Annotated in this window: 22 protein-coding genes and 1 other annotated feature; of the genes, 1 reads left to right on the top strand and 21 read right to left on the bottom strand. The window is 52.3% G+C overall.

Annotated features, from left to right (window positions below):
* The first annotated feature begins 31 nt into the window (after positions 1-31).
* Positions 32-1,054 carry an HD-GYP domain-containing protein gene (locus HH215_RS00495; RefSeq protein ID WP_169278114.1) on the top strand — a complete coding sequence of 341 codons (1,023 nt, stop codon included), beginning with the start codon at positions 32-34 and terminating at the stop codon, positions 1,052-1,054.
* Between the two features lie 89 nt (positions 1,055-1,143).
* Here HH215_RS00495 and obgE read toward each other — a convergent pair whose 3' ends face one another.
* The 21 genes from obgE to HH215_RS00390 form a co-directional block, all read right to left on the bottom strand.
* Positions 1,144-2,481, bottom strand: a complete 1,338-nt coding sequence (gene obgE, locus HH215_RS00490) for a GTPase ObgE (RefSeq protein ID WP_169278113.1) — start codon at positions 2,479-2,481, stop codon at positions 1,144-1,146.
* Positions 2,482-2,496: 15 nt separating this feature from the next.
* The gene (locus HH215_RS00485) at positions 2,497-3,255 is read right to left on the bottom strand and encodes a Spo0B domain-containing protein (protein WP_169278112.1); all 759 of its coding nucleotides are present in this window, start codon (positions 3,253-3,255) and stop codon (positions 2,497-2,499) included.
* 166 nt (positions 3,256-3,421) lie between these two features.
* Positions 3,422-3,733 (bottom strand): 50S ribosomal protein L27, encoded by a 312-nt coding sequence (gene rpmA, locus HH215_RS00480; RefSeq protein ID WP_169278111.1) that lies wholly within the window; start codon positions 3,731-3,733, stop codon positions 3,422-3,424.
* Positions 3,734-3,737: 4 nt separating this feature from the next.
* Entirely contained in the window at positions 3,738-4,082 is a 345-nt protein-coding gene (locus HH215_RS00475) for a ribosomal-processing cysteine protease Prp (RefSeq protein ID WP_169278110.1), read from the bottom strand.
* Positions 4,083-4,092: 10 nt separating this feature from the next.
* The gene (gene rplU, locus HH215_RS00470; protein ID WP_169278109.1) at positions 4,093-4,404 is read right to left on the bottom strand and encodes a 50S ribosomal protein L21; all 312 of its coding nucleotides are present in this window, start codon (positions 4,402-4,404) and stop codon (positions 4,093-4,095) included.
* A gap of 12 nt (positions 4,405-4,416) precedes the next feature.
* Positions 4,417-4,518, bottom strand: a sequence feature (ribosomal protein L21 leader region).
* Positions 4,519-4,605: 87 nt separating this feature from the next.
* Positions 4,606-5,841, bottom strand: coding sequence for an Rne/Rng family ribonuclease (locus tag HH215_RS00465; RefSeq protein WP_169278108.1), 1,236 nt, complete (start codon positions 5,839-5,841; stop codon positions 4,606-4,608).
* A gap of 31 nt (positions 5,842-5,872) precedes the next feature.
* A complete protein-coding gene (locus HH215_RS00460; protein ID WP_174887593.1) occupies positions 5,873-6,739 on the bottom strand; it encodes a M50 family metallopeptidase in 867 nt (288 codons plus the stop codon).
* Entirely contained in the window at positions 6,740-7,804 is a 1,065-nt protein-coding gene (locus tag HH215_RS00455) for a M23 family metallopeptidase (RefSeq protein ID WP_169278107.1), read from the bottom strand. It abuts the gene before it with no gap.
* A 224-nt stretch (positions 7,805-8,028) separates the two neighbouring features.
* Complete coding sequence (locus HH215_RS00450; protein ID WP_169278106.1) at positions 8,029-9,180, bottom strand: FtsW/RodA/SpoVE family cell cycle protein; 1,152 nt, start codon at positions 9,178-9,180, stop codon at positions 8,029-8,031.
* Positions 9,181-9,186: 6 nt separating this feature from the next.
* Positions 9,187-9,981 carry a septum site-determining protein MinD gene (minD, locus tag HH215_RS00445; protein WP_169278105.1) on the bottom strand — a complete coding sequence of 265 codons (795 nt, stop codon included), beginning with the start codon at positions 9,979-9,981 and terminating at the stop codon, positions 9,187-9,189.
* A 4-nt stretch (positions 9,982-9,985) separates the two neighbouring features.
* Positions 9,986-10,648, bottom strand: coding sequence for a septum site-determining protein MinC (locus HH215_RS00440; protein WP_169278104.1), 663 nt, complete (start codon positions 10,646-10,648; stop codon positions 9,986-9,988).
* A gap of 76 nt (positions 10,649-10,724) precedes the next feature.
* Positions 10,725-11,249, bottom strand: a complete 525-nt coding sequence (gene mreD / locus HH215_RS00435) for a rod shape-determining protein MreD (protein WP_254450647.1) — start codon at positions 11,247-11,249, stop codon at positions 10,725-10,727.
* 2 nt (positions 11,250-11,251) lie between these two features.
* Positions 11,252-12,121 carry a rod shape-determining protein MreC gene (gene mreC, locus HH215_RS00430; RefSeq protein WP_169278102.1) on the bottom strand — a complete coding sequence of 290 codons (870 nt, stop codon included), beginning with the start codon at positions 12,119-12,121 and terminating at the stop codon, positions 11,252-11,254.
* A gap of 55 nt (positions 12,122-12,176) precedes the next feature.
* Complete coding sequence (locus HH215_RS00425; RefSeq protein ID WP_169278101.1) at positions 12,177-13,208, bottom strand: rod shape-determining protein; 1,032 nt, start codon at positions 13,206-13,208, stop codon at positions 12,177-12,179.
* 85 nt (positions 13,209-13,293) lie between these two features.
* Complete coding sequence (gene radC, locus HH215_RS00420) at positions 13,294-13,983, bottom strand: RadC family protein (protein WP_169278100.1); 690 nt, start codon at positions 13,981-13,983, stop codon at positions 13,294-13,296.
* A gap of 59 nt (positions 13,984-14,042) precedes the next feature.
* Positions 14,043-14,654, bottom strand: a complete 612-nt coding sequence (locus HH215_RS00415; RefSeq protein WP_169278099.1) for a Maf family protein — start codon at positions 14,652-14,654, stop codon at positions 14,043-14,045.
* Positions 14,655-14,674: 20 nt separating this feature from the next.
* Positions 14,675-14,917 carry a DUF4321 domain-containing protein gene (locus HH215_RS00410; RefSeq protein WP_169278098.1) on the bottom strand — a complete coding sequence of 81 codons (243 nt, stop codon included), beginning with the start codon at positions 14,915-14,917 and terminating at the stop codon, positions 14,675-14,677.
* A 150-nt stretch (positions 14,918-15,067) separates the two neighbouring features.
* Positions 15,068-16,369: an SPOR domain-containing protein gene (locus HH215_RS00405; RefSeq protein ID WP_169278097.1), complete on the bottom strand. Its 1,302-nt coding sequence runs from the start codon at positions 16,367-16,369 to the stop codon at positions 15,068-15,070.
* A 146-nt stretch (positions 16,370-16,515) separates the two neighbouring features.
* The gene (gene murC, locus HH215_RS00400) at positions 16,516-17,898 is read right to left on the bottom strand and encodes a UDP-N-acetylmuramate--L-alanine ligase (RefSeq protein ID WP_256376748.1); all 1,383 of its coding nucleotides are present in this window, start codon (positions 17,896-17,898) and stop codon (positions 16,516-16,518) included.
* A 7-nt stretch (positions 17,899-17,905) separates the two neighbouring features.
* Positions 17,906-19,303, bottom strand: a complete 1,398-nt coding sequence (locus HH215_RS00395) for a bifunctional folylpolyglutamate synthase/dihydrofolate synthase (RefSeq protein ID WP_169278096.1) — start codon at positions 19,301-19,303, stop codon at positions 17,906-17,908.
* Between the two features lie 9 nt (positions 19,304-19,312).
* Positions 19,313-21,979 (bottom strand): valine--tRNA ligase, encoded by a 2,667-nt coding sequence (locus tag HH215_RS00390; protein WP_169278095.1) that lies wholly within the window; start codon positions 21,977-21,979, stop codon positions 19,313-19,315.
* Positions 21,980-22,056: the final 77 nt, after the last annotated feature.

The following is a 22,056-nucleotide window of genomic DNA, read 5'->3' as shown; positions in this document are numbered from 1 at the left end:
TATAGAAATGGCATAGATCGGAGGACTTGAGATGAGCGACCAACCGAAAGCCATTTTCCTACCGTCCGGCCGGATACTGTCCCGGGATTTATTTAATACGCATGGCGTCATGATTCTTCCCGCGGCGCATCGTTTAAACGAAGACGACCTTAACAAGCTTAAAGATCATGGCATCGACTTGGAAGAAACCGATATCGAACCTCTAAGCGTCGAATCCAAAGCTCTGTTGGCGCTTGAAGAATCAGTAACGACCGTTCAAAACATTTTCCAAGACATTCGCCAGACGGGTCAGATCCCGGTCCTCGATATCCGCAACGAAATTATGCCCGCCATCGTTCAATCCTCGGAACAAGTTCAAGTGTTTCCTTTGCTCATTTCCATGCAGGCCAAGGACGATTACACCTATCGCCACAATATTGCGGTCGGAGCCATCGCTTCTATGCTAGGCCGCTGGGTAGGATTGCCCGAGAACGAACTTGCGATCCTCACGATCGGAGCGATTCTGCACGACGTAGGTAAAATGCGAATTCCCGAGCTCATTCTTAACAAAAAAGATAAGCTGTCGGACGAAGAATTCGATATCATGAAGAAACATACCGTATTCGGCTACGAGATGATCAAGAGCTGCGTCGGTCTTTCCCATCGTTCCGCCCTGATAGCCTTGCAGCATCATGAGAGGGAAGACGGAACCGGGTATCCGCTGGGCCTTCGCGGCAATCGAATCGATTATTTAAGCAAGATCGTCGCCATATCGGACGTATTCCATGCTTTGACGAGCAATCGCGTCTATCGGAACGCCTCCCCGTTCTACGAGATTTTAAGGCAGATGTATACGGGATCTCTCGGAAATTTCGATCGGCATATTCTGCAGATTTTTACGAAACGGCTGATGAATGCTTTAGTCGGGTGCGAGGTGGAGTTAACCGATGGACGAACGGGCAAAGTGGTCCTTATTAATCCCGTCGATCCCACGCGACCGCTTATACAAACGAACGATGATTTCATCGACCTCAGCAAAGAAATTCACTTGCATATGGAACAGATCATCGGTTAGGGCTCTACTCGTCTAAGCTCTGCAATTAACTGCCGGTCGCAACAAAAAAACCAGCCCCCGACAGGAGACCGGCTTGAACGCCTTTAGCGCTATTCGTCTTCGTACAAGTATTCGTCGGATCCGCCTTCGAAAAATTCGAATTCGAATTTGCCGATCCGGATGGTGTTGCCGTCCTTGGCCCCGCGCTTGCGAAGCGCTTCATCGATTCCGTTGCCGCGCAGGATACGGCCGAACCGCATGATCGCTTCGTAGGAGTTGAACTGGGTACGCCTCATCAATCTTTCGATCGCTTCGCTCTCGATGACGAATACTTCGTTATCCCGCGTAATCTTGAAGCCCATATCGCCCTGCGATTCGTAGCGATAGACGACGCCCTCCTCCGCCTTGGCCAATTGCTCGCTCTCTTCGATCTCGGAAGGCTCCGGCAGCGACTCCAACAAATCCGCTACCCTGTACAGCATTTCCTTGACGCCTTGTTTCGTAAGCGAGGAAATCGGCATAACGACGATATCCGGGTTGATCTCGCCGACTTTGTCGCGGAATTCGGCGATGTTCTCTTCCGACTCGGGCATATCCATCTTATTAGCCGCGACGATCTGCGGACGATCGGCCAACTTGACATTGTATAGCCTCAGCTCGTCATTGATTTTAACCCAATCTTCGAACGGATCTCGGCCTTCCATTCCGGACATGTCCACGACGTGAACGATAATCCTCGTCCGCTCCACGTGACGCAAGAACTCATGGCCGAGGCCTACTCCGGTATGCGCGCCTTCGATCAAACCAGGCAGATCGGCCATGACGAAGCTCCGCTCGTCTCCCAGATCGACGACGCCAAGGTTCGGCGTTATCGTCGTAAAGTGGTATGCGCCGATCTTCGGCTGCGCCGCGGATACGACGGAAAGCAAAGTCGACTTGCCGACGCTCGGGAACCCGACCAAACCAACGTCCGCCATGACTTTAAGCTCAAGGGTTACCCAACGAGCTTGCCCTTCTTCGCCGTTCTCGGCAATGGCCGGAGCCGTATTGACCGAGCTCTTGAACCGGATGTTCCCTCTACCGCCGCGACCGCCTTTGGCGATGATGACCTGTTGGTCATGACGCGTCAAATCCGCGATTTTCTCGCCCGTATCGTCGTCTACGACGATCGTTCCCGGCGGTACCCGAACGACCATATGGTCCGCGTTAGCCCCATGTTGGGACTTATTGCGGCCCTTCTCGCCTCTATCCGCCTTGAAATGTTTCTGGTAGCGGAAATCCATTAACGTACGCAAACCTTCATCGACGCGGAAAATAACGTTGCCGCCGTTGCCGCCGTCTCCGCCTGCAGGACCGCCCTCGGGTACGTACAGTTCCCTGCGGAACGAGACGAGCCCGTCGCCGCCGTCGCCGCCTTTTACATAAATCTTCGCTTTGTCTACAAACATGTTGAATTCACTCCGTTATGCCGGCAGAGGCAAATGAATAACCATTGTCCGCGCTTGCTCACTTTGCTCCGCTGGCTCTTTTCCCTGATCTATTTGTCCTTTTCCTTGCAAACACTTCTCCAACTCGTCGACTACGCTATCGGAAGCGGCGAGTTCTCCGTAATAATCCATCACGATCTTAAGATCTCCCTCGGTTTGGGACAAGGTGAGCTTAAGAACATTCTCCCCGCCGGTCGGCAAGGTCGCACGGAACCGAATGACGTTCACCAGGCCGATAATCGTCCTCGACAGCTCTTCCGCCTCGCAAGGCAGCCGGTCCAAGTGGAGCCCGTCCTGAATGTCCACGTCCAAGCGCATCGTGTCGCACACCGTGCGAAAAGATAAAAGGAAGGCGGCCAGCTCCGGTATGCCGATCTGCGACAACCGACTGTCCTGCTCCATCCGTCCTCTTATTCTATCCACGACCTCCACTGCTTTATCTAACTTGTTAAGCCTTAAATAACCGTACACGATTTGCAATTCGTTCATCCAGTCATGCCGATGGTGGCTTAACGTTCGAATCGCCGATAAGTGCCCGTGCATTAGCAGTCGATCGCATTGCTCCCGGTGTTTACGTCTTTGCAGCACGCCGATTACAGCGAAGGCCGCCGATGTCCAAAGGACGAATACGATTAACGGCCACCATGAACGATGCCAGATAAAGACCGCAGCGGCAGGCAAAGTCAGCGATAACAAAGCCGCAAGTCCCCACAGTGTCATTTTCCTAAACATCATCTGACTTCCCCGTTTCGTTATTCCTTTCTTTCCCAAAGCTTGGAATCCGTCCACCTACGCTTTAGTATAACATGGCGCGTTCAGCTTCACCACGAGTGGCCTTTATCGGCGCCGTTCATACAAAAACCCCGACCAACTTGCATTGGCCGGGGTTCTGGATGCCATATTAAACTTCTAGAGCGGCAGCTACTGGAGCTTGCGCTACAGGGTACACGCTAACTTTCTTGCGATCGCGTCCCCAACGTTCGAACTTCACAACGCCTTGCACTAAAGCGAAGAGCGTATCGTCTTTGCCGATGCCTACGTTGTTGCCCGGATGAATCTTAGTACCGCGTTGGCGATACAAGATGCTGCCGGCAGTTACGACTTGACCGTCCGCTCTCTTCGCGCCTAGACGCTTGGATTGGCTGTCTCGTCCGTTCCTCGTCGATCCGACCCCTTTTTTCGAGGCGAATAACTGAAGATTTAACTTCAACATGGTGTCAACCTCCTTTTTCCGCAAAGGTTACTTTTATTTTCACGTGCTTGCCGTATGATTCCTCGATGGATTCAAGAGCGACGACCATCCCTTCCAGCAAAAGCTGAACCTGGTCGTTACGCCGGGGATCCGCGCTAAGCGGCGCTTCCGCTTGGAGCCAGCCGGATTCGGAAACGGCGCGAGGCTCAAGCCCCGTTAATTTCTCGATCGCGTTAACCGCTCCAATCGTTACAGCCGATACGCCGGCACAGACGATGTCTTTGCCGGGATCGTCGTAAAAAGCATGCCCCGATACGGTAAATCGTATAATAGCCTTCTCAACGTTGCGCACGATCGTTATCGTGATCATCTCGGCGACCTTAAGCCTTAATGTTCTCGATCGTCACTTTCGTGTACGGTTGACGATGGCCTTGCTTGCGTTTGTAGTTTTTCTTAGGCTTGTACTTGAAGACGATGATTTTCTCGCCTTTCACGTGTTGCTCGACTTTGCCCGTTACGGACGCGCCTGCTACGATCGGGGATCCTGTAGTCAATCCGTCTTTGTTGGATACTGCCAACACGCGGTCAAACGTGATGCTGTCGCCTACGTTAGCAGAAAGCTTTTCAATGAAAAGCACATCGCCCGCTTGAACTTTATACTGTTTACCGCCAGTTTCAATAATCGCGTACATCTGGTGCACCTCCTCATGTCTAAGACTCGCCTCATAGGGTGTCGGATGCCGCGACCACGAATGGTTAGGACAGCGCCGAACTTGTCGACCCGGGGAGTGCGGTTGTAGCCTGCAAAATCTTCAGATTGCACGCACTATGGGATTATATCATACCTGATTGAATAAATACAATATAAATCATTTCAATTTCAAATGCAGTCCTTACCGGATATAAATTTTACCTTTCCCCTTGCAAGAAGCGCACGTCTCGTAGAAGTAGTTCATCGCGTTCTCTCTCGCTTTTTTGCGGGTCATCTCCATTAATCCGAGGCGAGTCCATCCGACAACCTGACATTTCGTGCGATCGCGCTTGATTCGCATTTCCAATTGCTGCACGATCTGATGGCGATGATCTTCGATCTCCATGTCGATAAAATCAATAATGATAATCCCGCCTACGTCGCGCAACCGAAGTAACCGGGCGACCTCGTCCGCGGCTTCCTTGTTGGTCAGGAATACCGTCTCTTCCAGGTCGATGGACCCGGTGTATTTGCCCGTATTCACGTCAATTACCGTTAAGGCTTCAGTTTGTTCCCAGACGAGGTATCCTCCGCTCGGTAACCAAATTCTCGACTGAAACGCCTTGTCTAATTGCTCCTTAATACCGAACTTATCGAAAAGAGGCTTCGGATCGTCGTAAAGCTGCACTTTCCCTTCCAAGGCCGGCGCCGTCTGGCGCAAGTAAGCTTTCGCTTCGTGCAGGCTCAATTCGTCGTCGATAATTAACTGTTCGGTATCGGGCGTGATGACATCGCGAACCATTCGCTCTACTAGACCCGAATCCCGGTGCAGCTCGGACGGCGCGCTTGCATCTTTGCATCGGTCGACGATGTTCCGCCAAGCGCTGCGCAATAAATTCAAATCCTCTTCCAGCGATTCGCGGTTCTCGCCCTCGGCGTTCGTGCGGAGGATGACGCCTTCCCCCTCGGATCGCATCGCTTCGGCCAAACTTCTCAGCCGGGCGCGCTCGAGCTCCAACTCGATTTTCTTCGAGATGCCTATGTAATCCGCGTTTGGCATATAGACGAGCCATCTTCCCGGGATCGAGAAGTGAGTCGTCACCCGAGCTCCCTTGCCTCCGAGCGGTTCTTTCATGATCTGCACGAGCAGTTCGTCTCCGGGCTTCAGCAGTTCCGTAATCGCCGGCTTCTCTTTCGGTTGCCTCTCCAGATGGGGATGCAGCACATCGTCCACGTACAAAAAAGCGTTTTTCGCCAATCCGATATCGACAAAGGCAGCTTGCATGCCGGGAAGGACGTTCACGACGCGTCCCTTGTATAGGTTGCCGATCAGCGATGTTCCTTCCGTCCGCTCCACGCTGAACTCCGTCAGTTTTCCGTCTTCCAGTAATGCAGATTGGGTAACATTTTGCGCGCAATGGATAAACAGCTGCTTCATGCAAACCTCCCAGGGTGCCATTTTCTCCATTTTACATGAAAATCTTCAAATCCGCATTCCCGGATGTCAATCGACCGAGAAAACCGTCGATAATCGCCTTCTCGGGAACGACGTTCGCGATTTTCCCGCGTTTCATCACATAGACCAAATGATACTGCTCCTTCATGAACAACTTAATGATCGAGGATAGAGGGCGATTCTCGGCAATGACGATAGGTCTGGATAGCTTACCCCGATCGATCTGTTTTTCCGACCTTTCGCTTCTGTGCACTAAGAATCTGAGAAACACGAAAGGAATGTTCCTTAGATACACCCAGTTCGACGCGCATAGAAAGACGCCTACCGTTAAGAGGTTCAAATGCAGCAATCCGCCGCTGCGAAGCGGATATAAGGATGCAATCACGATAAGGCCGCTGAACGCCAAGCTGATCTTCGCGCTCCACATCAACGTTCGGTGAAACGGAAGCTGCAGACTAATCCACGCTTGAAGCATACGTCCTCCGTCCAACGGAAGAACGGGCAACAAATTAAAAAGGCCGATCAGCACGTTGGCACGCACGAAATCGTCCGACCACTCCTTGCCGATCCAGCCGATCTGGCCTAGAAAATAACCGATCGCCGCTAAGATGACATTCTGGGCAGGTCCCGCGATCGCAACCCATATTTCCTCCCTGACCGGCAGCGTGCCGGCATCCTCCACTTCCACGACTCCTCCGAAAGGGAGCAGCTTGACCTCCCGTACCGTCCATCCGAAGCGAAGCGCGGCGAATAGATGACCTAACTCGTGCCACAAGACGATAACGAATAAAGTCGCGAGCTGCGCGAATTGTCCCGTCGCGATCGAGGCAATCATGACGAGTACGAATAACGGATGAAGCCGGAAGTGGATCCCCGCCATTTAATCAAAGGATACCACTTCCGCCGGATTCAGCGCTTTCCCTCGCTGTTGGACGGCGAAATAAAGAATACCCTCGGTCTGGCTGTCTTCGGATCGTTTCAGCTGCCCCAATCGCTGCCCCGTGACCACCCAATCGTTCGGCTTGACGGACGATTCCTCAAGGCTGCCGTACACCGAAAGAACCTGATTCTGATGTTGAACGCTTATCGTAACTCCGCTATTGGGATCATTTTTTACCTGAACAACGCGACCGGTATAGATCGACGAGACTTCGCTGCCGCCAGGCGCGGAGACCTTAACGCCCGTCCCGTTCTGAGCGTAAGTCTGAACGATTCTTCCTTGAACGGGAAGGGCCGTTTCGGACGGATTTAATAAGGCGGACACTTCTTTCGTATCCGGTTCATCGCGGTTAAACGGCAAGAACGAGGGCGAACCCCCGAACGTGCTGCCGTACCAAGCTTCTATTGCTTCGAAGTCCATATCCCGCGTCACCGACGAGACCATCCATGCCCGTCCTTCCACGCTTCCCGGCATTTCAAGTTTAAACCATCCCCATATCCCGGCGAACGCAAGCGCGGCGACTACGAATCGAAAAGAGACTCCTCTGACGAACAACCGGATGTCCGAGCCATCGGGCGGAGGATTCGTTCTTGCGGCTGACGTCGGAGGAATTCCCTTCAGCCCCTGCCAGCCAGAGGCTTGTCCCGATTTCAACTGCTTCTCGCGCTCTCTCCACCATAACTCGGGATCCGGCTCGTTTGACGGGGCGACCGAGCTAAAGTATGCCGATCTATCGTCCATACGAACGTTATCGGCAGGCTTCCGGGGCAAATTCGCTTCATATCTCGGCAAGTCGGATTTCGAATATGGCGTTGCGTAATCGAATCGCATCGACTCTTCCGCCGCACGATCCGGTCGCGAGGATTCCTCGTTCGCTTTCCCTTTTGATTTCATTGGTTCCTCAACGGTTGGCTCCGTATGGCCTCGATCCTCCATTGCATGCCGTCCCATCAACTGCTCGATCCGCTCGCGCCTACGCTCGCGAACATTGTTCCGTGTTTGCATCGCAAGCCCTCCTTGTCCGCTTTCTCCTACTACCATATGGCGGACAAGCGCCGAATAGACCTTGGTCTTCAGCTGGTTCGAGCTGCATACTCAGCTAAGACAAATAAAAAAGAAGAACAGGTACCAAGCCCTGTTCTTCTGGATTTCATTCTCGGAGAGGAAGCGGCTGTAAGGAGATACCTTCGTCCCTTCCCCCCTATTTCGTTTGCTATCTTTTCGCCCGATCAGCTATCCATCTGATATTTCTCCTGATGGGCGCGAATGCTGAAAATCAATCCGATCGACATCATATTCAGCAGCAAGGAAGTGCCTCCATAGCTAATGAACGGCAACGTTATTCCGGTTATCGGCATAACCCCGATCATCATCCCGATGTTCTGGAAGATCTGGAATACCATCATCGTCGCGATCCCGATGATGATGAAGGAGCCTCGCAAGTCATAACATTGGTAAGCGATCAGGATCATCCTGTAAATAAAGAGGAAGTACAGCAGCAACAAGATCGCCGCACCTTGGAAACCGAACTCTTCGCCGATGACGACGAAGATGGAATCGGAGTACGTGTACGGAATGAACTTGCGGTTCTTCGATTCTCCCTGTAAATAGCCATCCCCGGCAAGCCCGCCCGAGCCGATCGCGATCTTCGCGTATTCCGATTGTCGTTTGGCGTCTGCGGAAGCTTCGTCCGGATGGATGTAAGTATTGATACGTTCGTACCAGTGGGTGAGCTTCTTCGATTCCAAGTAATCGTGAATTTCGGTATTGTACGTATTAAACAAAGTCACGAACAACAACAAACCGCCGACGACTACCGCTAAACCGATCATGACATAAGAATATCGAACGTTGCCGATCCAGAGCATGCCGAGCACGATAAAAATATAAATCATCGCGTTCCCGAGATCCGGTTGGAGCATCACGAGCATAAACGGCACGAACGATACGGCAGCCACAACCATGACGTCGCTGCGCATTCGGAGCGGATCGCCTTGGCGTCTTCCCATTAGCGCGGCGATCGCGATAATCAGGAAAAGCTTCATGACTTCCGCAGGCTGAAAAGAAAACTGCCCGAATTCAAACCAACTCCGCGCTCCGTTCTTCTCTTCGACCAGGACGAAGATCAACAAAAGCATGATAATGCCGATTCCATACCACACATACCATATTTTCAAAATGAGACGGTAATCGATCAGCGTTGCGATAATTATGACAGCAAACCCCAGCCCATAGAAGAAGAGGGTCTTTATATCATAGTTCGCATAGGCGGGATTATTGTTCGTGTACGTCGCGCTTTTCACCAATAAGCTGCTGATTCCCATGAACATCACGAGAATCGCCAGCATCATCCAGTCCATTTTCTTCAATCGGTTAAGCAAGTCCGATCATCCCATTCCCAAAAACTTCTTTACTTTGCGGAACATCCCCGCCTTGTCGTCTAGCTGAGACAAGGGTACGGTCTCTCCTAAAATGCGGCGTGCGATATTCCGATAAGCGATCGCGGCACGGGAATTCACGTTCATGACCGTCGGTTCTCCGGAATTCGCCGCCTTGATCACATATTCGTCGTCCGGCACGATTCCGATCAGATCGATGGCAAGCACCTGGCAAATATCTTCGATCTCAAGCATATCTCCGCTTTTCATCATATTCGGACGAATACGGTTAATAATTAACTTTGGCGATGGAAAATGGCTCTTCTCCAGCAATCCGATAACGCGATCCGCGTCGCGAACGGCGGCATTCTCCGGCGTCGTCACGACGATAGCTTGCGAAGCGCCCGCGATCGCGTTGCGAAAGCCTTGCTCGATTCCGGCCGGGCAATCGATAATGATGTAATCGAAATCCGGCTTCAAGCTTTCAATGATCTGTCGTACCTGTTCCGGCGATATATCGTTCTTATCCTTCGTCTGCGCCGCGGGAAGCATGTACAGCTCATCGAAGCGTTTATCTTTAATGAGCGCCTGATTAACCCGGCAGCGTCCTTCCGCCACGTCAATGAGATCGTAGATAATCCGGTTCTCGAGTCCCATGACGACGTCGAGATTACGCAATCCGATATCGGTATCTACCATGCATACCTTTTTCCCCATCATCGCCAATGCCGTTCCTAGATTGGCCGACGTCGTCGTTTTGCCTACGCCGCCTTTGCCCGAGGTGACAACGATCGCTTCTCCCATGACTCTACACTCCTTTGAACTGCATGACTTCCTTGCGTTGACGGCTTAGACTCGTCATTTTGTCTATAGCCATCGTGCCTTCGCGCAGAAACGCGTATTCCATCCAAGGCTCCGCGGATGTCCATTCATCCGGCGGGCGGCTAATGACCTCGGCAATCCGAAGCTGCGTCGGCTTCATCAGAGAAGCCGCGATGATCGCCTCTTCGTCGCCGTCTTTACCCGCATGAACGGTTCCCCTAAGCGCTCCAAGCACGTATACGTCGCCGCTGCACCTGATCGTTCCTCCCGGATTGACGTCCCCGAGAAGCAATACATGACCATCGAATTCAACCGTCTGCCCGGACCTGATAATTCCGGTCATCGTATGTAAAGTCGGAGCCACTCGCAGGTTCGGATCTACCTCCGGAGGGTCGCTTTCTATGGACTGAATCAACAAGTTTCCTTGCCTGCGAAGGATGGATCGGATGCGTTCCTTATCTTCTTCTTCCAATTGCCTAGCGCCGAGCTTAATGAAGATATGGACGATGGGTCCGGTAAATTGCTGAACGTGCTTATCTAGCTTCGAATTCAGTTCGTCCAATAGAATAGCGAAGTCGCATTTATCGTCCAATAAAAATACGAGGCCTTCCTTCGTCCCTTTTATCGTAATCGTTGATTTGCCGGTCACGGTGTCCGCCCCTCCCTACGGTAAATAAAATTCTGCTTCGGGAAGCGGAATTCCTGCCTGTTCGGTTAAACGATGCTTATTCCAAGCTCTCTTCTCCGGAGGAAATCGAAGGCTTGACCAGGTAACGACGAACCGGAATATACATCAGGAGTGCGATCAACAGTTGAAGCAGAGCGGTTGGCGCCACTTGCCAGAAAAAAACGAAGGCATAATCGAGATCCGTAATCCGAAACAACTTGTAAACGAAATATACGATCGAATCTAGCAATACGCCGCTTACGACTACGATCCATAGGAAAAATCCGATCGTGAAGCTTTTGCGCTCGGCAGCAAGTCCGGCCAAATAGCCGATCAATCCCATACCGAAGCCATAAGGACCTATCAAGTGGCCGTAAGACAACAAATCCTGCAGCAGCCCGAAACCGAGCCCGAACAAAAAGGCGGTATGGCGCCCGCCGAATCCGGCAACGAACAAGGTCATAATAAACAACAGATGGGGGAGCAATCTTTCGCTCCAACCGGGAGGAACAAGCCACGGAACGACGGAATTCTCAATGATCAGAAGTACGATCGCGCACAAGATCACCCAGTTGATTCTCATCTTCACGGTTCTTCCACCTCGGGAACGACCACTACGAACACTTCTCTAAGATGATCGAAGTTGGTGGCAGGTTTAATAATGGCCGTATAGGTCAAACCAAAATCGCCAACCTGGCTGCTTTCGACCGTTCCGATAATGATCCCTTTAGGAAACAAACTGCCCACTCCGGACGTAATTACCTTGTCGCCATCCGCGGGCTTATCGTTTTCATCGATCTTGGTCATTTGAAGATTTTTCGTTTCATCGTCGTATTCTAAAATTCCGAATGAATCCGGCTTGCCAAGGAATGTTGCGGATACCGGAGTGCCTCTGGAGGAATTGGGATCCAAATTCGTGATTAAAGTGACCGTAGAGGTGAAATTCTTAACCTTGCTGACCATGCCGACGAGCCCTTCGACCGTCCTGACGGCCATTTCGGGTTTAATGCCGTCCTTGCTGCCAAGGTTAATCGTAATGGTTTTCTCGTAAGGATTGGAATTGGTTCCAACCACTTGCGCGATTAGGTAACGATAGTTGTCCATGTTTTTCTGTTGCTCGGTAAAATTCAAGTCTTCTTTAAGCCGCTTGTTCTCCGCCTCTAGCAAATTAAATTTTATTTGATCCTGCGTGTATTGAGCAACCGTTTGGCGAAATTGCTCATTTTCCTTATACACATCGGAAAGCCGGCCGAGGTCGCGGAAGAAATCCGCGACCGCGCCGACCGGCTGGTACAATGTTCCTTGCGTAATCCCAAAGGCATCATTGAGGAATTTCTCCGGCCAGGTCAAGCGATTCCGGCCTAACGTAAATCCCATGAGGGCGATGAATACGATGAGCCCGATCATAAGGATAAACAAACGCTTATTGCGCAATAATCGAAAGATCCCGCTCACCTGCTCTCCTTCAGAGAAGGCTGGATGTACCTAACTTCTCCATATCGTTATTAACTTAGCGGCCGGACCGGGATGACCCGCCTTTGGACTTGAAGAGATGAATATTCTCAAGCGCCCTGCCGGTTCCGATCGCTACGCAATCTAAAGGGTTCTCCGCAACGAGTACAGGCATGCCCGTTTCGCGCGCAAGCATCTTGTCCAGGTTGCGAAGCAACGCCCCGCCGCCCGTCAATACGATTCCCCGGTCCATAATATCCGCCGACAGTTCCGGAGGACACTTCTCAAGCGTAACTTTGACAGCATCGATAATCGAATTGACCGTATCGGATAACGCTTCCGTGATCTCATCGGAAGTAATGGCCAGCGTCTTAGGCAAACCGCTGACGAGGTCCCGCCCGCGGATTTCGATGGATTCGACTTTATCGAGCGGCATCGCCGAACCGATCTCCATCTTCAGTTGTTCGGACGTTCTCTCGCCGATCATGAGATTGTACAGGCGTTTAATGTAGGCGATAATCGCATCATCCATTTCATCGCCCGCGACGCGAATCGATTTGCTGGTTACGATTCCTCCGAGCGAGATGACCGCGACTTCCGTTGTTCCGCCTCCGATGTCGACAACCATGCTTCCCATTGGTTCCCATACCGGCAAATCCGCGCCGATCGCCGCTGCGAACGGTTCTTCGATAATATAGGCCTCGCGCGCTCCCGCTTGCTTGGTCGCATCCTCTACCGCGCGTCGTTCAACGGGCGTAATTCCGGACGGTACGCAGACCATGACGTTAGGATGGCGCGGAAACAACGTCCGCGGTTTCTGCGCGCGGCGAATAAAATACTTAATCATCGTAGCCGTCGTCTCGAAATCGGCGATAACTCCGTCTTTCATCGGGCGAATCGCTACGATGTTCCCCGGCGTCCGGCCGATCATTTTTTTGGCGTCCGAACCGACCGCCACGATTTTTTTTGTATCAGTACGCAGAGCGACCACTGACGGTTCTCTGACGACGATTCCCCTGCCTTTGATATAAACCAACGTATTTGCGGTTCCAAGATCGATACCTAGATCCCGCGTAAATCCTCCAACCATTCCGCTACCTCCTGCTTTGACCGCGACTGCTCTTGTTGACGCTCCAAACTGCGTATCAGTCGTCGGGACAATCCTCTTTATTATATTACAAGCAACCCATCTCCTTCAAACTTATAAAGCGATTGTCACCGATTACCAAATGATCGAGAAGTTCGATTCCCATCAATTGTCCGGCTTCTCCCAACCGCTTCGTTAGCTGAAGGTCCTCTGCGCTCGGCGTTGGATCGCCGCTCGGGTGATTATGAGCGCACAGAATCGAGGCGCTGCTGCGCCTAATGGCCGCTTTGAACACTTCTCTCGGATGGACGATGGAAGCGTTCAAGCTGCCGATAGACAACGTCTGACGGCCAATAACTTGATTCTTGGTATTGAGAAACAAACAGACGAAATGCTCCTCCTTGTGATGTCTGAGCTCTTCCATCAGAAGATCCGCCGCATCTTGCGGACAAGTAATCTTGACCGTTTCCGGCAATCTGGAGCGGGCAACGCGCCGTCCGAACTCAAGAGAGGCTTGAAGCTGAAGCGCCTTCGCGGGACCGATCCCGTGAATTTGCGTCAGCTCGTCCCACTTCGTCTCCGCCAGCTTGCGTAATCCGCCGCATTCATTTAATATGCGTTGAGCTAAGTGAATCGCGGACTCATTGGAAGTACCCGTACGGAGAAGAATCGCGAGTAATTCCGCATGGCTGAGCGCCTCTGCTCCGAACTGCTGCATGCGTTCCCGCGGTCGTTCCTCTGACGGAATCTCGCGCAAACGGAAGGATCGTTGTTCCACGGCGATAACCTGCTTTCGAATGCCGCGTCGGCCGCGGAAGTGGCTTCATACTTCAAGGTTCAAGGCAAGGTGATCCCGAATGGCTCCAACATGACGGCTAGCAGAGAAACGGGCAAACCGACGACATTGAAATAATCGCCTTCGATAGAATCGATCAGCAACGAACCGATCTCTTGGATGCCATAAGAGCCGGCCTTGTCCAACGGCTCGCCTGTTGCGACGTACCTTGAGATTTGTTCGCCGGTCAAGCTTCTCATCTTGACTCTCGTCACGCGGTGCGCGGTAGCCGTCTTCCCGTCGAAAATTCGAATGCAAGACACTCCGGTATATACTTCGTGCACCTGACCGGAAAGCTGCTCAAGCATCTCCCTTGCATCTTGCTCGTCTCTAGGTTTTCCCATCGCCTTGCCATTCAAAACAACAATCGTATCGCTGCCTACAATAATAGACGATTCATCTACCGATTCGGTTAATTGTTCTTTTACGGCATTCGCCTTGCGTAAGGAAAGTCCCTCTACGATCTGCTCTGGAGACCAGTCCTCCGGCGTATCTTCGTCGACCCGGCTTGGCACTACCCGTACGGGCAACCCCAGCAATGCTATTAATTCTTGCCTGCGCGGCGAAGCGGAAGCAAGGATAAGATTGAAGCGATCTGTCGATCCGGAAAGCATACGTAAATCTTCCTTTCGCATTACATTTTGCGATATAGCCATATCGCGACGATTGCTCCTATCACGCTTAAGAGGCTAAAGTTAACGTTTAAATTCAAGCTGTACTGGATCACCGACAAATCCGCCGCCGGAGACCAGTTGACTTTAATCGCACGAGTCAAAAAGGTGAGCCCCGGAACCTCCTTTAGCCATACGGCTACCAATGCTCCGGCAAGCAATCCCAAGAAAATGAACAGCAATAAAATCCATCCGTTTTTCTTCATATTTCCCCGTCTCCCACCATTTTTTGACACCCGTCTTTTCATTATACGTTTCCCGGACAAGCGACACAATGCATAAAACAAAGACAGCCCCAAGGTTGCAGGCTGTCCCGTTCTAAAGTCCCGTTATCCGGGATTGATCCGTTTATTCCTCTATTCCGGCTGCAAAACGGAACGCATATGCCGATCCGCCAACAGTGCTTTCATCGCTGCCGATTGGACGCTCCATAATTGATACCGAGAAGGTTTACGATTATATTCCGCCATCGACAGAATAGCGGAGTTCAGCGCCTCTACGATCGTTTTTCCATCTTCGGTTGCTTTATTATCCAACTTATCGGCAGAGGATATCGTGTTCAAATAGCGCTGATGAACTTCCTGAAGATCGGATAATTCGACGGAAGTCAGTTTGCCGGGCTGCTTGTCTTGCAATCCGATTCCCGACAGCTGCGCCAGCTTCCGGGTCAAGTCCGCGCTCGCGTTCATGAAAGCGACACCCTCCTGAGAAAGCACCGCGGAAGAGACCTCCAGCGCTTCCCCGCCTACAGCTTTAATATAAATCTCGGTTTCCGGCATCTGCGCCGCTAGCAACTCCGCTTCGTCTCGCGACCTTGCCGCGCCCACATAAACGCGATACCCGTCGTCGATCTCCGTTGCGAAAGCAAGCCCTTTGTCCTGTAACTGCGTAACCGCGATTTCCATGCTTTCTTTGCTTTGAAACACGCCATATTGAAGCATGTAATAGACGTCCGCGTCTAATCGTGCTGTACTTGCCGGCATAGAAGGCTCAGTCTCGCCGCTAGTAACCGCGGCGGATTCGGCGGGGGCTTGAACGGATGCCGCAGGCATCCCGGTGCCCCCTTTCTCCGCGTTCGGCAGAGCTGAGGTAGCCTGGGAAGGCTGCTGCGACGCCGTTCCGGATTTCCCCGGAAACAACGGTTCTCCCGTGAACAAACTTAATACCATATATCCGAACAGAGCCCCCGTAGCCACCGCCGCGACAACGGAGGCAATCACCCTGCCCCAGGAGGGCGTCTCTTCACGGACGAGCGCAGAACGGTTATACCACCCCGTTGCCCGCTGATCCTCCTCGTCATCCGACAACTCCCTGCTCCAGAGCTCGTCTGCTAACTCGTTATTCGGGATCACCTTGCGAGTAAGCTCGGGAATTCGGGCTTTCCGCTCGTTCATAACCGGTATCGCCGGGTGGGTCAAGTGAACGGTGGGAGAATGAACCTCGTTTTGGGTTTCCGATTTGCGAATGATTTCTTCCAACGCATGTATATCGTCTTGATACGGGCTATTCCATGTCGTAAAAATTTCCTCGACGGCTTGGTCATCCTTGTCCGCTTCAACGTTCTCAATAACCTCAATCGGCTGCAAAGCGCGCCGGGTCGGCTCTTTCGGCTTGGCAGGCGGTTCGAAACGGATGGTCATCCTTGCTTTTGATTGCATGCTGCGTCTCCCCTTGTCCCTCAATCTAGTAATTAGAATATGAGAGACGCGAGAGAATTATGATCGCAAAAAGTAACAGCCTCCGGTTTCCCGAAGGCTGTCTCCATTAGCTGAGCGGACAATCCCCGCCCTGTTAGCGCGAATGTCTATTCGCGTTCACGTAAAATCGTCGCCAATTCCACGGCCGTCTTCCAGATGTCGCCCGCGCCCATCGTGAGTACCAGATCTCCCGGAACTACGCTTTCCGCCAATCGGTCGCGAACTTCTTCTTTGGTCGGAACGTAAGCGACGTTGGCGTTGCTGTTCTGAGAAATCAGCTCGACTAGCTTGTGCGAGTTGACTCCTTCGATTCTCTGCTCCCCTGCCGGCGAGTAGATATCGGTGATAATGACCTCGTCCGCATCCGCGAAAGCTCTGCTAAAGGCATCAAGCAAGAAAAACGTCCGCGTGTAACGTTGAGGCTGGAACACGGCGATGATCCGCTTACCCGTTGCTTTAGCAGCTTGAATCGTGGCTTCGATTTCGGTCGGGTGATGGGCATAGTCGTCGATGACCAGCATGTCCTTCACTTCTCCGAGCACTTGAAAACGGCGTTTGGCGCCGCGAAATTCCCGAATCGCCGCCGCGATCGATTCGAACGGAGCTCCCGCTTCCAGACAAACGATCAGCGTAGCAAGCGCGTTGTATACGTTATGCTTACCCGGGACCGATAAGGTTACCGAACCGAGCACTTCGTCTCCGCGATTAACCGTGAACGTAGCGCATCGATCCCCGAGTTGAATATCCGTGGCCTTGTATTCCGCTTCCGCGGATTGCACTCCGTACGTAATAACCCGCTGGGCTGTAACCAGCGGAAGCAATTCCCGGATGTTCTCGTCGTCGGCGCAGACGACTGCGCAGCCATCCGGTTTCGTATTGCGCAGGAACGAAACATAAGCTTCTTTCAGCTTATTGAAATCGCCGTCGTAATTTTCCAAATGATCCGCTTCGATGTTCAACACGACGCTGACCGCGGATTCGTACTGCAGGAACGAACCATCGCTCTCGTCCGCTTCGGCCACTACGAATTTGCTTTTGCCCGCTTTCGCGTTCGTGCCGACGTTCACGATTTCCCCGCCGATAATATACGTGGGATCCAATCCGCAGTTTTCCATAACCAATGCGATCATGGAAGAAGTCGTCGTTTTGCCATGCGCGCCCGCAACGGCGATTCCCGTGCGGGAGTTAAGAAGACGCGCCAACATTTGCGCGCGATGAAGAATCGGAATGTTTAATTGTTCCGCTTCCTGACGTTCGACGTTATCCCTCGATAACGCCGTCGAATAAACAACCAGATCGGCTCCCCGAACATGCTCCGGTTCGTGACCTATATAAATTTGTGCTCCTTTGGCAGCCAGCTTGTCAGTCAACTCCTGGCGTACCACATCGGAACCGGACACTTGATAACCCATCTCCAGCATGACCCGGGCGATGGCGCTCATCCCATATCCTCCGATACCGATAAAATGCACGTGCTCAGCGGTCCGCAACAACGCTTCACCAGCCTTTTTCAGATTTCGTTCCATGGAGCAGCCACGAACGGACGTCGGCAATCAAATACAGAGTGCCCGTAATCACGTTTAACGCGTTCTCGTCTTGGGATGAAGACGCGGAAGCTTCCTTCAGAAGCTCCAACGCTCGTTTCCAATTCGGCTCCACAATGATATTCCGCGGCCTTCCGAGCTCCGTGCGCAGACGATTCGCGACGTCGGCCAGGTCGGCAGCGTTCATTTTTTTATGAAAATCGGGTTCCGTGATCACAAGCGTATCCACCATTGGTAGTATATGCCGCAAGGATTGCTCATGATTCTTATTCGGCATCATCGCCATCATCACATTTAATCGGTCAAACTCGTAAATATCCCGAAGAGCTTGGCTCAGCGCTTCCATTCCTTCGGGATTATGCGCGCCGTCGAGCAGAATACGCGGATTGCGGGACACCATCTCCAGCCTGCCCGGCCAAACCGTGTTCTCCAGTCCGGCAGCTAAGTTCTCGTCGTCCACGATAACCGCGTAATACTGTCTAAGCACTTCCAAGGTCATCACCGCCGTGGCGGCGTTCTGGATCTGATGCGCTCCGTTCATCTTCACCGTTAAAGATTGTAAAGCACGGAACGGTCCTTGAAAAGAAAACTTTTGCTCATTTTCCGCAACGGCTAACGTCTCGTAAGAAAATTCGTCTCCCCGCAAATATAAAGTCGCTTTGCGAGCCCGGGCGGTTTCCCTGACGATGTCGATCGCTTCCGCTTGCGAAACGGCGGAAACGACGGGAACGCCGGATTTAATAATTCCGGCTTTTTCCCGAGTAATATCGGATATCGTCGGTCCGAGCACGTCCATATGATCATGGCCCACGTTCGTAATGACGCTGACGATCGGCGTTACGATATTCGTCACGTCCAACCGCCCGCCGAGTCCCGTCTCCCATACGACGAAATCGGGAAAGGTTACCGTTCCGTAATAGAGCAAAGCCAAAGCCGTCGTAACCTCGAACATCGTCGGAGAGCCCCATTCGCTTAGAGCCATTTCCTCCGCGAGAGGTTTCATGAGATTGACGAGCCGTATCAAATCTTCGTCTGCTATATCTTGCCCATTATATTGAAGGCGATTGGAATAAGAAGTGAGATAGGGCGAAGTGAATGTCCCTACGTCATATCCGCTCTGCCTGAGTACGCTCGTTAAGTAGGCGCAAACCGAGCCTTTACCGTTCGTTCCGGCGACATGAATAAACTTCAGTCTACGCTGCGGGTTATTCAAGCTCTCCATTAGCCGGGAAATCCGTTCAAGACCCGGACGAATTCCGAAGGAAGTGAGGCCCGTAATCCAAGCCATCGCTTCCTCCGCAGTCCGATACGCCGCCGGTAGGGAGGAGTCGTCGTTAACCATGCTGCTCATCTCCCTTCTTCATCCTTGCAGCTCCGCGATTCTTACGAGTACTTTATCCCGTTTATCCTTGTAATCTTGGCCTTTGGCTCGTTCTTGCTCGACAACGTGAGCCGGCGCTTTGGCGATGTAACCTTCATTGGAAAGCTTCTTCTCCACGCGATCCACTTCCGCGTTGAGATTGTCGACCTCTTTGTTCAACCGAGCGATCTCTTGAGCGATATCGATAAGGCCCGCTAGCGGGAAAAAGAGCTCCGCGCCCGTAATGATAGCGGTCATCGCTTTGTCCGGAGGGGTTAATGCCCTATCCAGCGTATAAGAAGAAGTGTTGCAGAAGCGTTGCACGTAAATCTCGTTCCGGAGGAAAATCCCTTCTTCCGCTTCTCCCGTCGGTTTAAGCAGCAGCTCGATTTTCTTGCCCGGCGATACGTTTACTTCCGCACGCACGTTGCGTACCGCCCGAATCGCTTCCATCAACAGCTCCATTTCCTTAAGCGAGTTCGCCGCTTCGAAGTCGGCGCGATACTCCGGCCATGCGGACAGCATGATCGTCTCTCCCGGCTCGTGAGGCAGATGCTGCCAGATTTCTTCGGAAAGGTACGGCATAAACGGGTGCAGCAAGCGTAACGTACGATCAAGCACGTAAGCCAATACGGATTGCGTGCTTTGTTTGGCGGCCGGATTGTCCCCGTAAAGCGTAAGCTTCGAGAACTCGATATACCAGTCGCATAAGTCGTCCCAGATAAAGTTATAGAGCAATCGTCCGGTTTCTCCGAACTCGTAGTTTTCCATTAACCGCGTGATGTCGCGGGCGGTTTCGTTGAACCGATGCAAAATCCAACGGTCCGCGGTCGAGAGCTCGCCGCCGAGATCGATTCGGTCGAACGTGAAGCCTTCCAGGTTCATTAGGGCAAACCGGGACGCGTTCCAAATCTTGTTGGCGAAGTTCCGCGCTTGCTCGACTTTCTCGAACCGGAAACGCAAATCCTGTCCCGGCGTGCTACCCGTGGAAATCATGAATCTCATCGCGTCCGCGCCGTACTTCTCGATAACTTCGAGCGGGTCGACCCCGTTGCCTAACGACTTGGACATTTTGCGGCCTTCCGCATCGCGGACAAGACCATGAATCAGAACGTCCTTGAAAGGGATCCGATCCGTGAATTCGAGCGCGGTAAAGATCATCCGGGCGACCCAGAAATAAATAATATCGTAACCCGTTACGAGAACCCCGGTCGGATAGTAATTTTTGAAATCTTCGCTATCTTCCGGCCAACCCAAAGTGGAGAACGGCCATAGCGCCGAACTGAACCAAGTATCCAGGACATCGTTGTCTTGCTTCCAAGGAGAATCCGGTTGATCCGCTCCTTCGGGTGCTTCGGCGCCTACATGGATCTCGCCCGTGATTTCATGGTGCCAAGCCGGAATCCGATGGCCCCACCATAGCTGACGGGAAATACACCAGTCGCGGACGTTCTCGATCCAGTGCAAATAGATTTTCTCGAAGCGATCCGGCACGAAGTTAACGCCTTGCCCCGATTTCTGCGTTTCGATCGCCTTCTCGGCAAGGGGTTTCATGTTCACGAACCATTGCGTGGACAAATACGGCTCGACGACCGCGCCTGAACGTTCGCTATGACCGACTTGATGAACGTGGTCTTCGATTTGAATGCAGATTCCTTGCTCCTGCATATCCTTAACGATCGCTTTGCGGCAATCCGCGCGATCCATCCCTTGGTATGGACCGGCGTTCTCGTTCATTCGCCCGCCTTCGTCCATAACCGTGATTTGCGGGAGAACGTGCCTCGCGCCGACTTCGAAATCGTTAGGGTCATGAGCAGGCGTAATCTTAACCGCGCCGCTTCCGAACTCCTTCTCGACATACTCGTCTCCGATGATCGGAATTTCGCGATTGACGATCGGAAGCATAATCATTCGGCCGATCAGATGTTTATAACGCTCATCCTCCGGATGAACGGCAACCGCGGTATCGCCTAGCATCGTCTCGGGCCTCGTCGTCGCGACCGTAATATGTCCGCTTCCGTCTGCCAGAGGGTAACGTAAATGATATAGGTGCCCGTTCACTTCTTTATATTCGACTTCAATATCCGAGAGAGCGGTACGTGCCGCGGGATCCCAGTTAATGATTCTTTTGCCGCGGTAGATGAGGCCTTTGTCGTACAACCTCACGAATACTTCGCGTACGGCTTTGGACAGTCCTTCATCCAACGTGAAACGTTCGCGCGAATAGTCGAGGCTAAGCCCCATTTTCGACCACTGTTCGCGAATCGTACCCGCATAATGCTCTTTCCAATCCCATACTTTCTCCAGAAAAGCTTCGCGCCCGAGATCGTAGCGGCTCTTGCCCTCTTCGCGCAGCTTCTGCTCCACCTTCGTTTGGGTTGCGATGCCGGCATGATCGGTGCCCGGCAACCACAATGCGTCGTATCCTTGCATCCTCTTAAATCGGATGAGAATATCCTGCAAAGTAAAATCAAGCGCATGGCCGATATGAAGCATTCCGGTCACGTTCGGCGGCGGGATAACGATGGTATATTTGGGAGCGTCGGGACGAAGTCCCGCTTGAAAATACCCGTTGCTCAACCAATGCTCATACCATTTGCGTTCCGCGCTGGTCGGATCATAAGTCGTCGGCATTTCGACGTTAAGGCGTTCTTGGGATTCGGACATGACAGACACAACCTCCATAAGGCATCATTTCGACTACTTTAACCGAGGGAGTTCCCTCGTAAAGTTGCTTAAAAAAA

The organism is Cohnella herbarum (genome assembly GCF_012849095.1).
Classification (GTDB): domain Bacteria; phylum Bacillota; class Bacilli; order Paenibacillales; family Paenibacillaceae; genus Cohnella; species Cohnella herbarum.
Note: the sequence above shows the minus strand (reverse complement) of the source record. Positions and strands in the feature narration are given on the sequence as shown.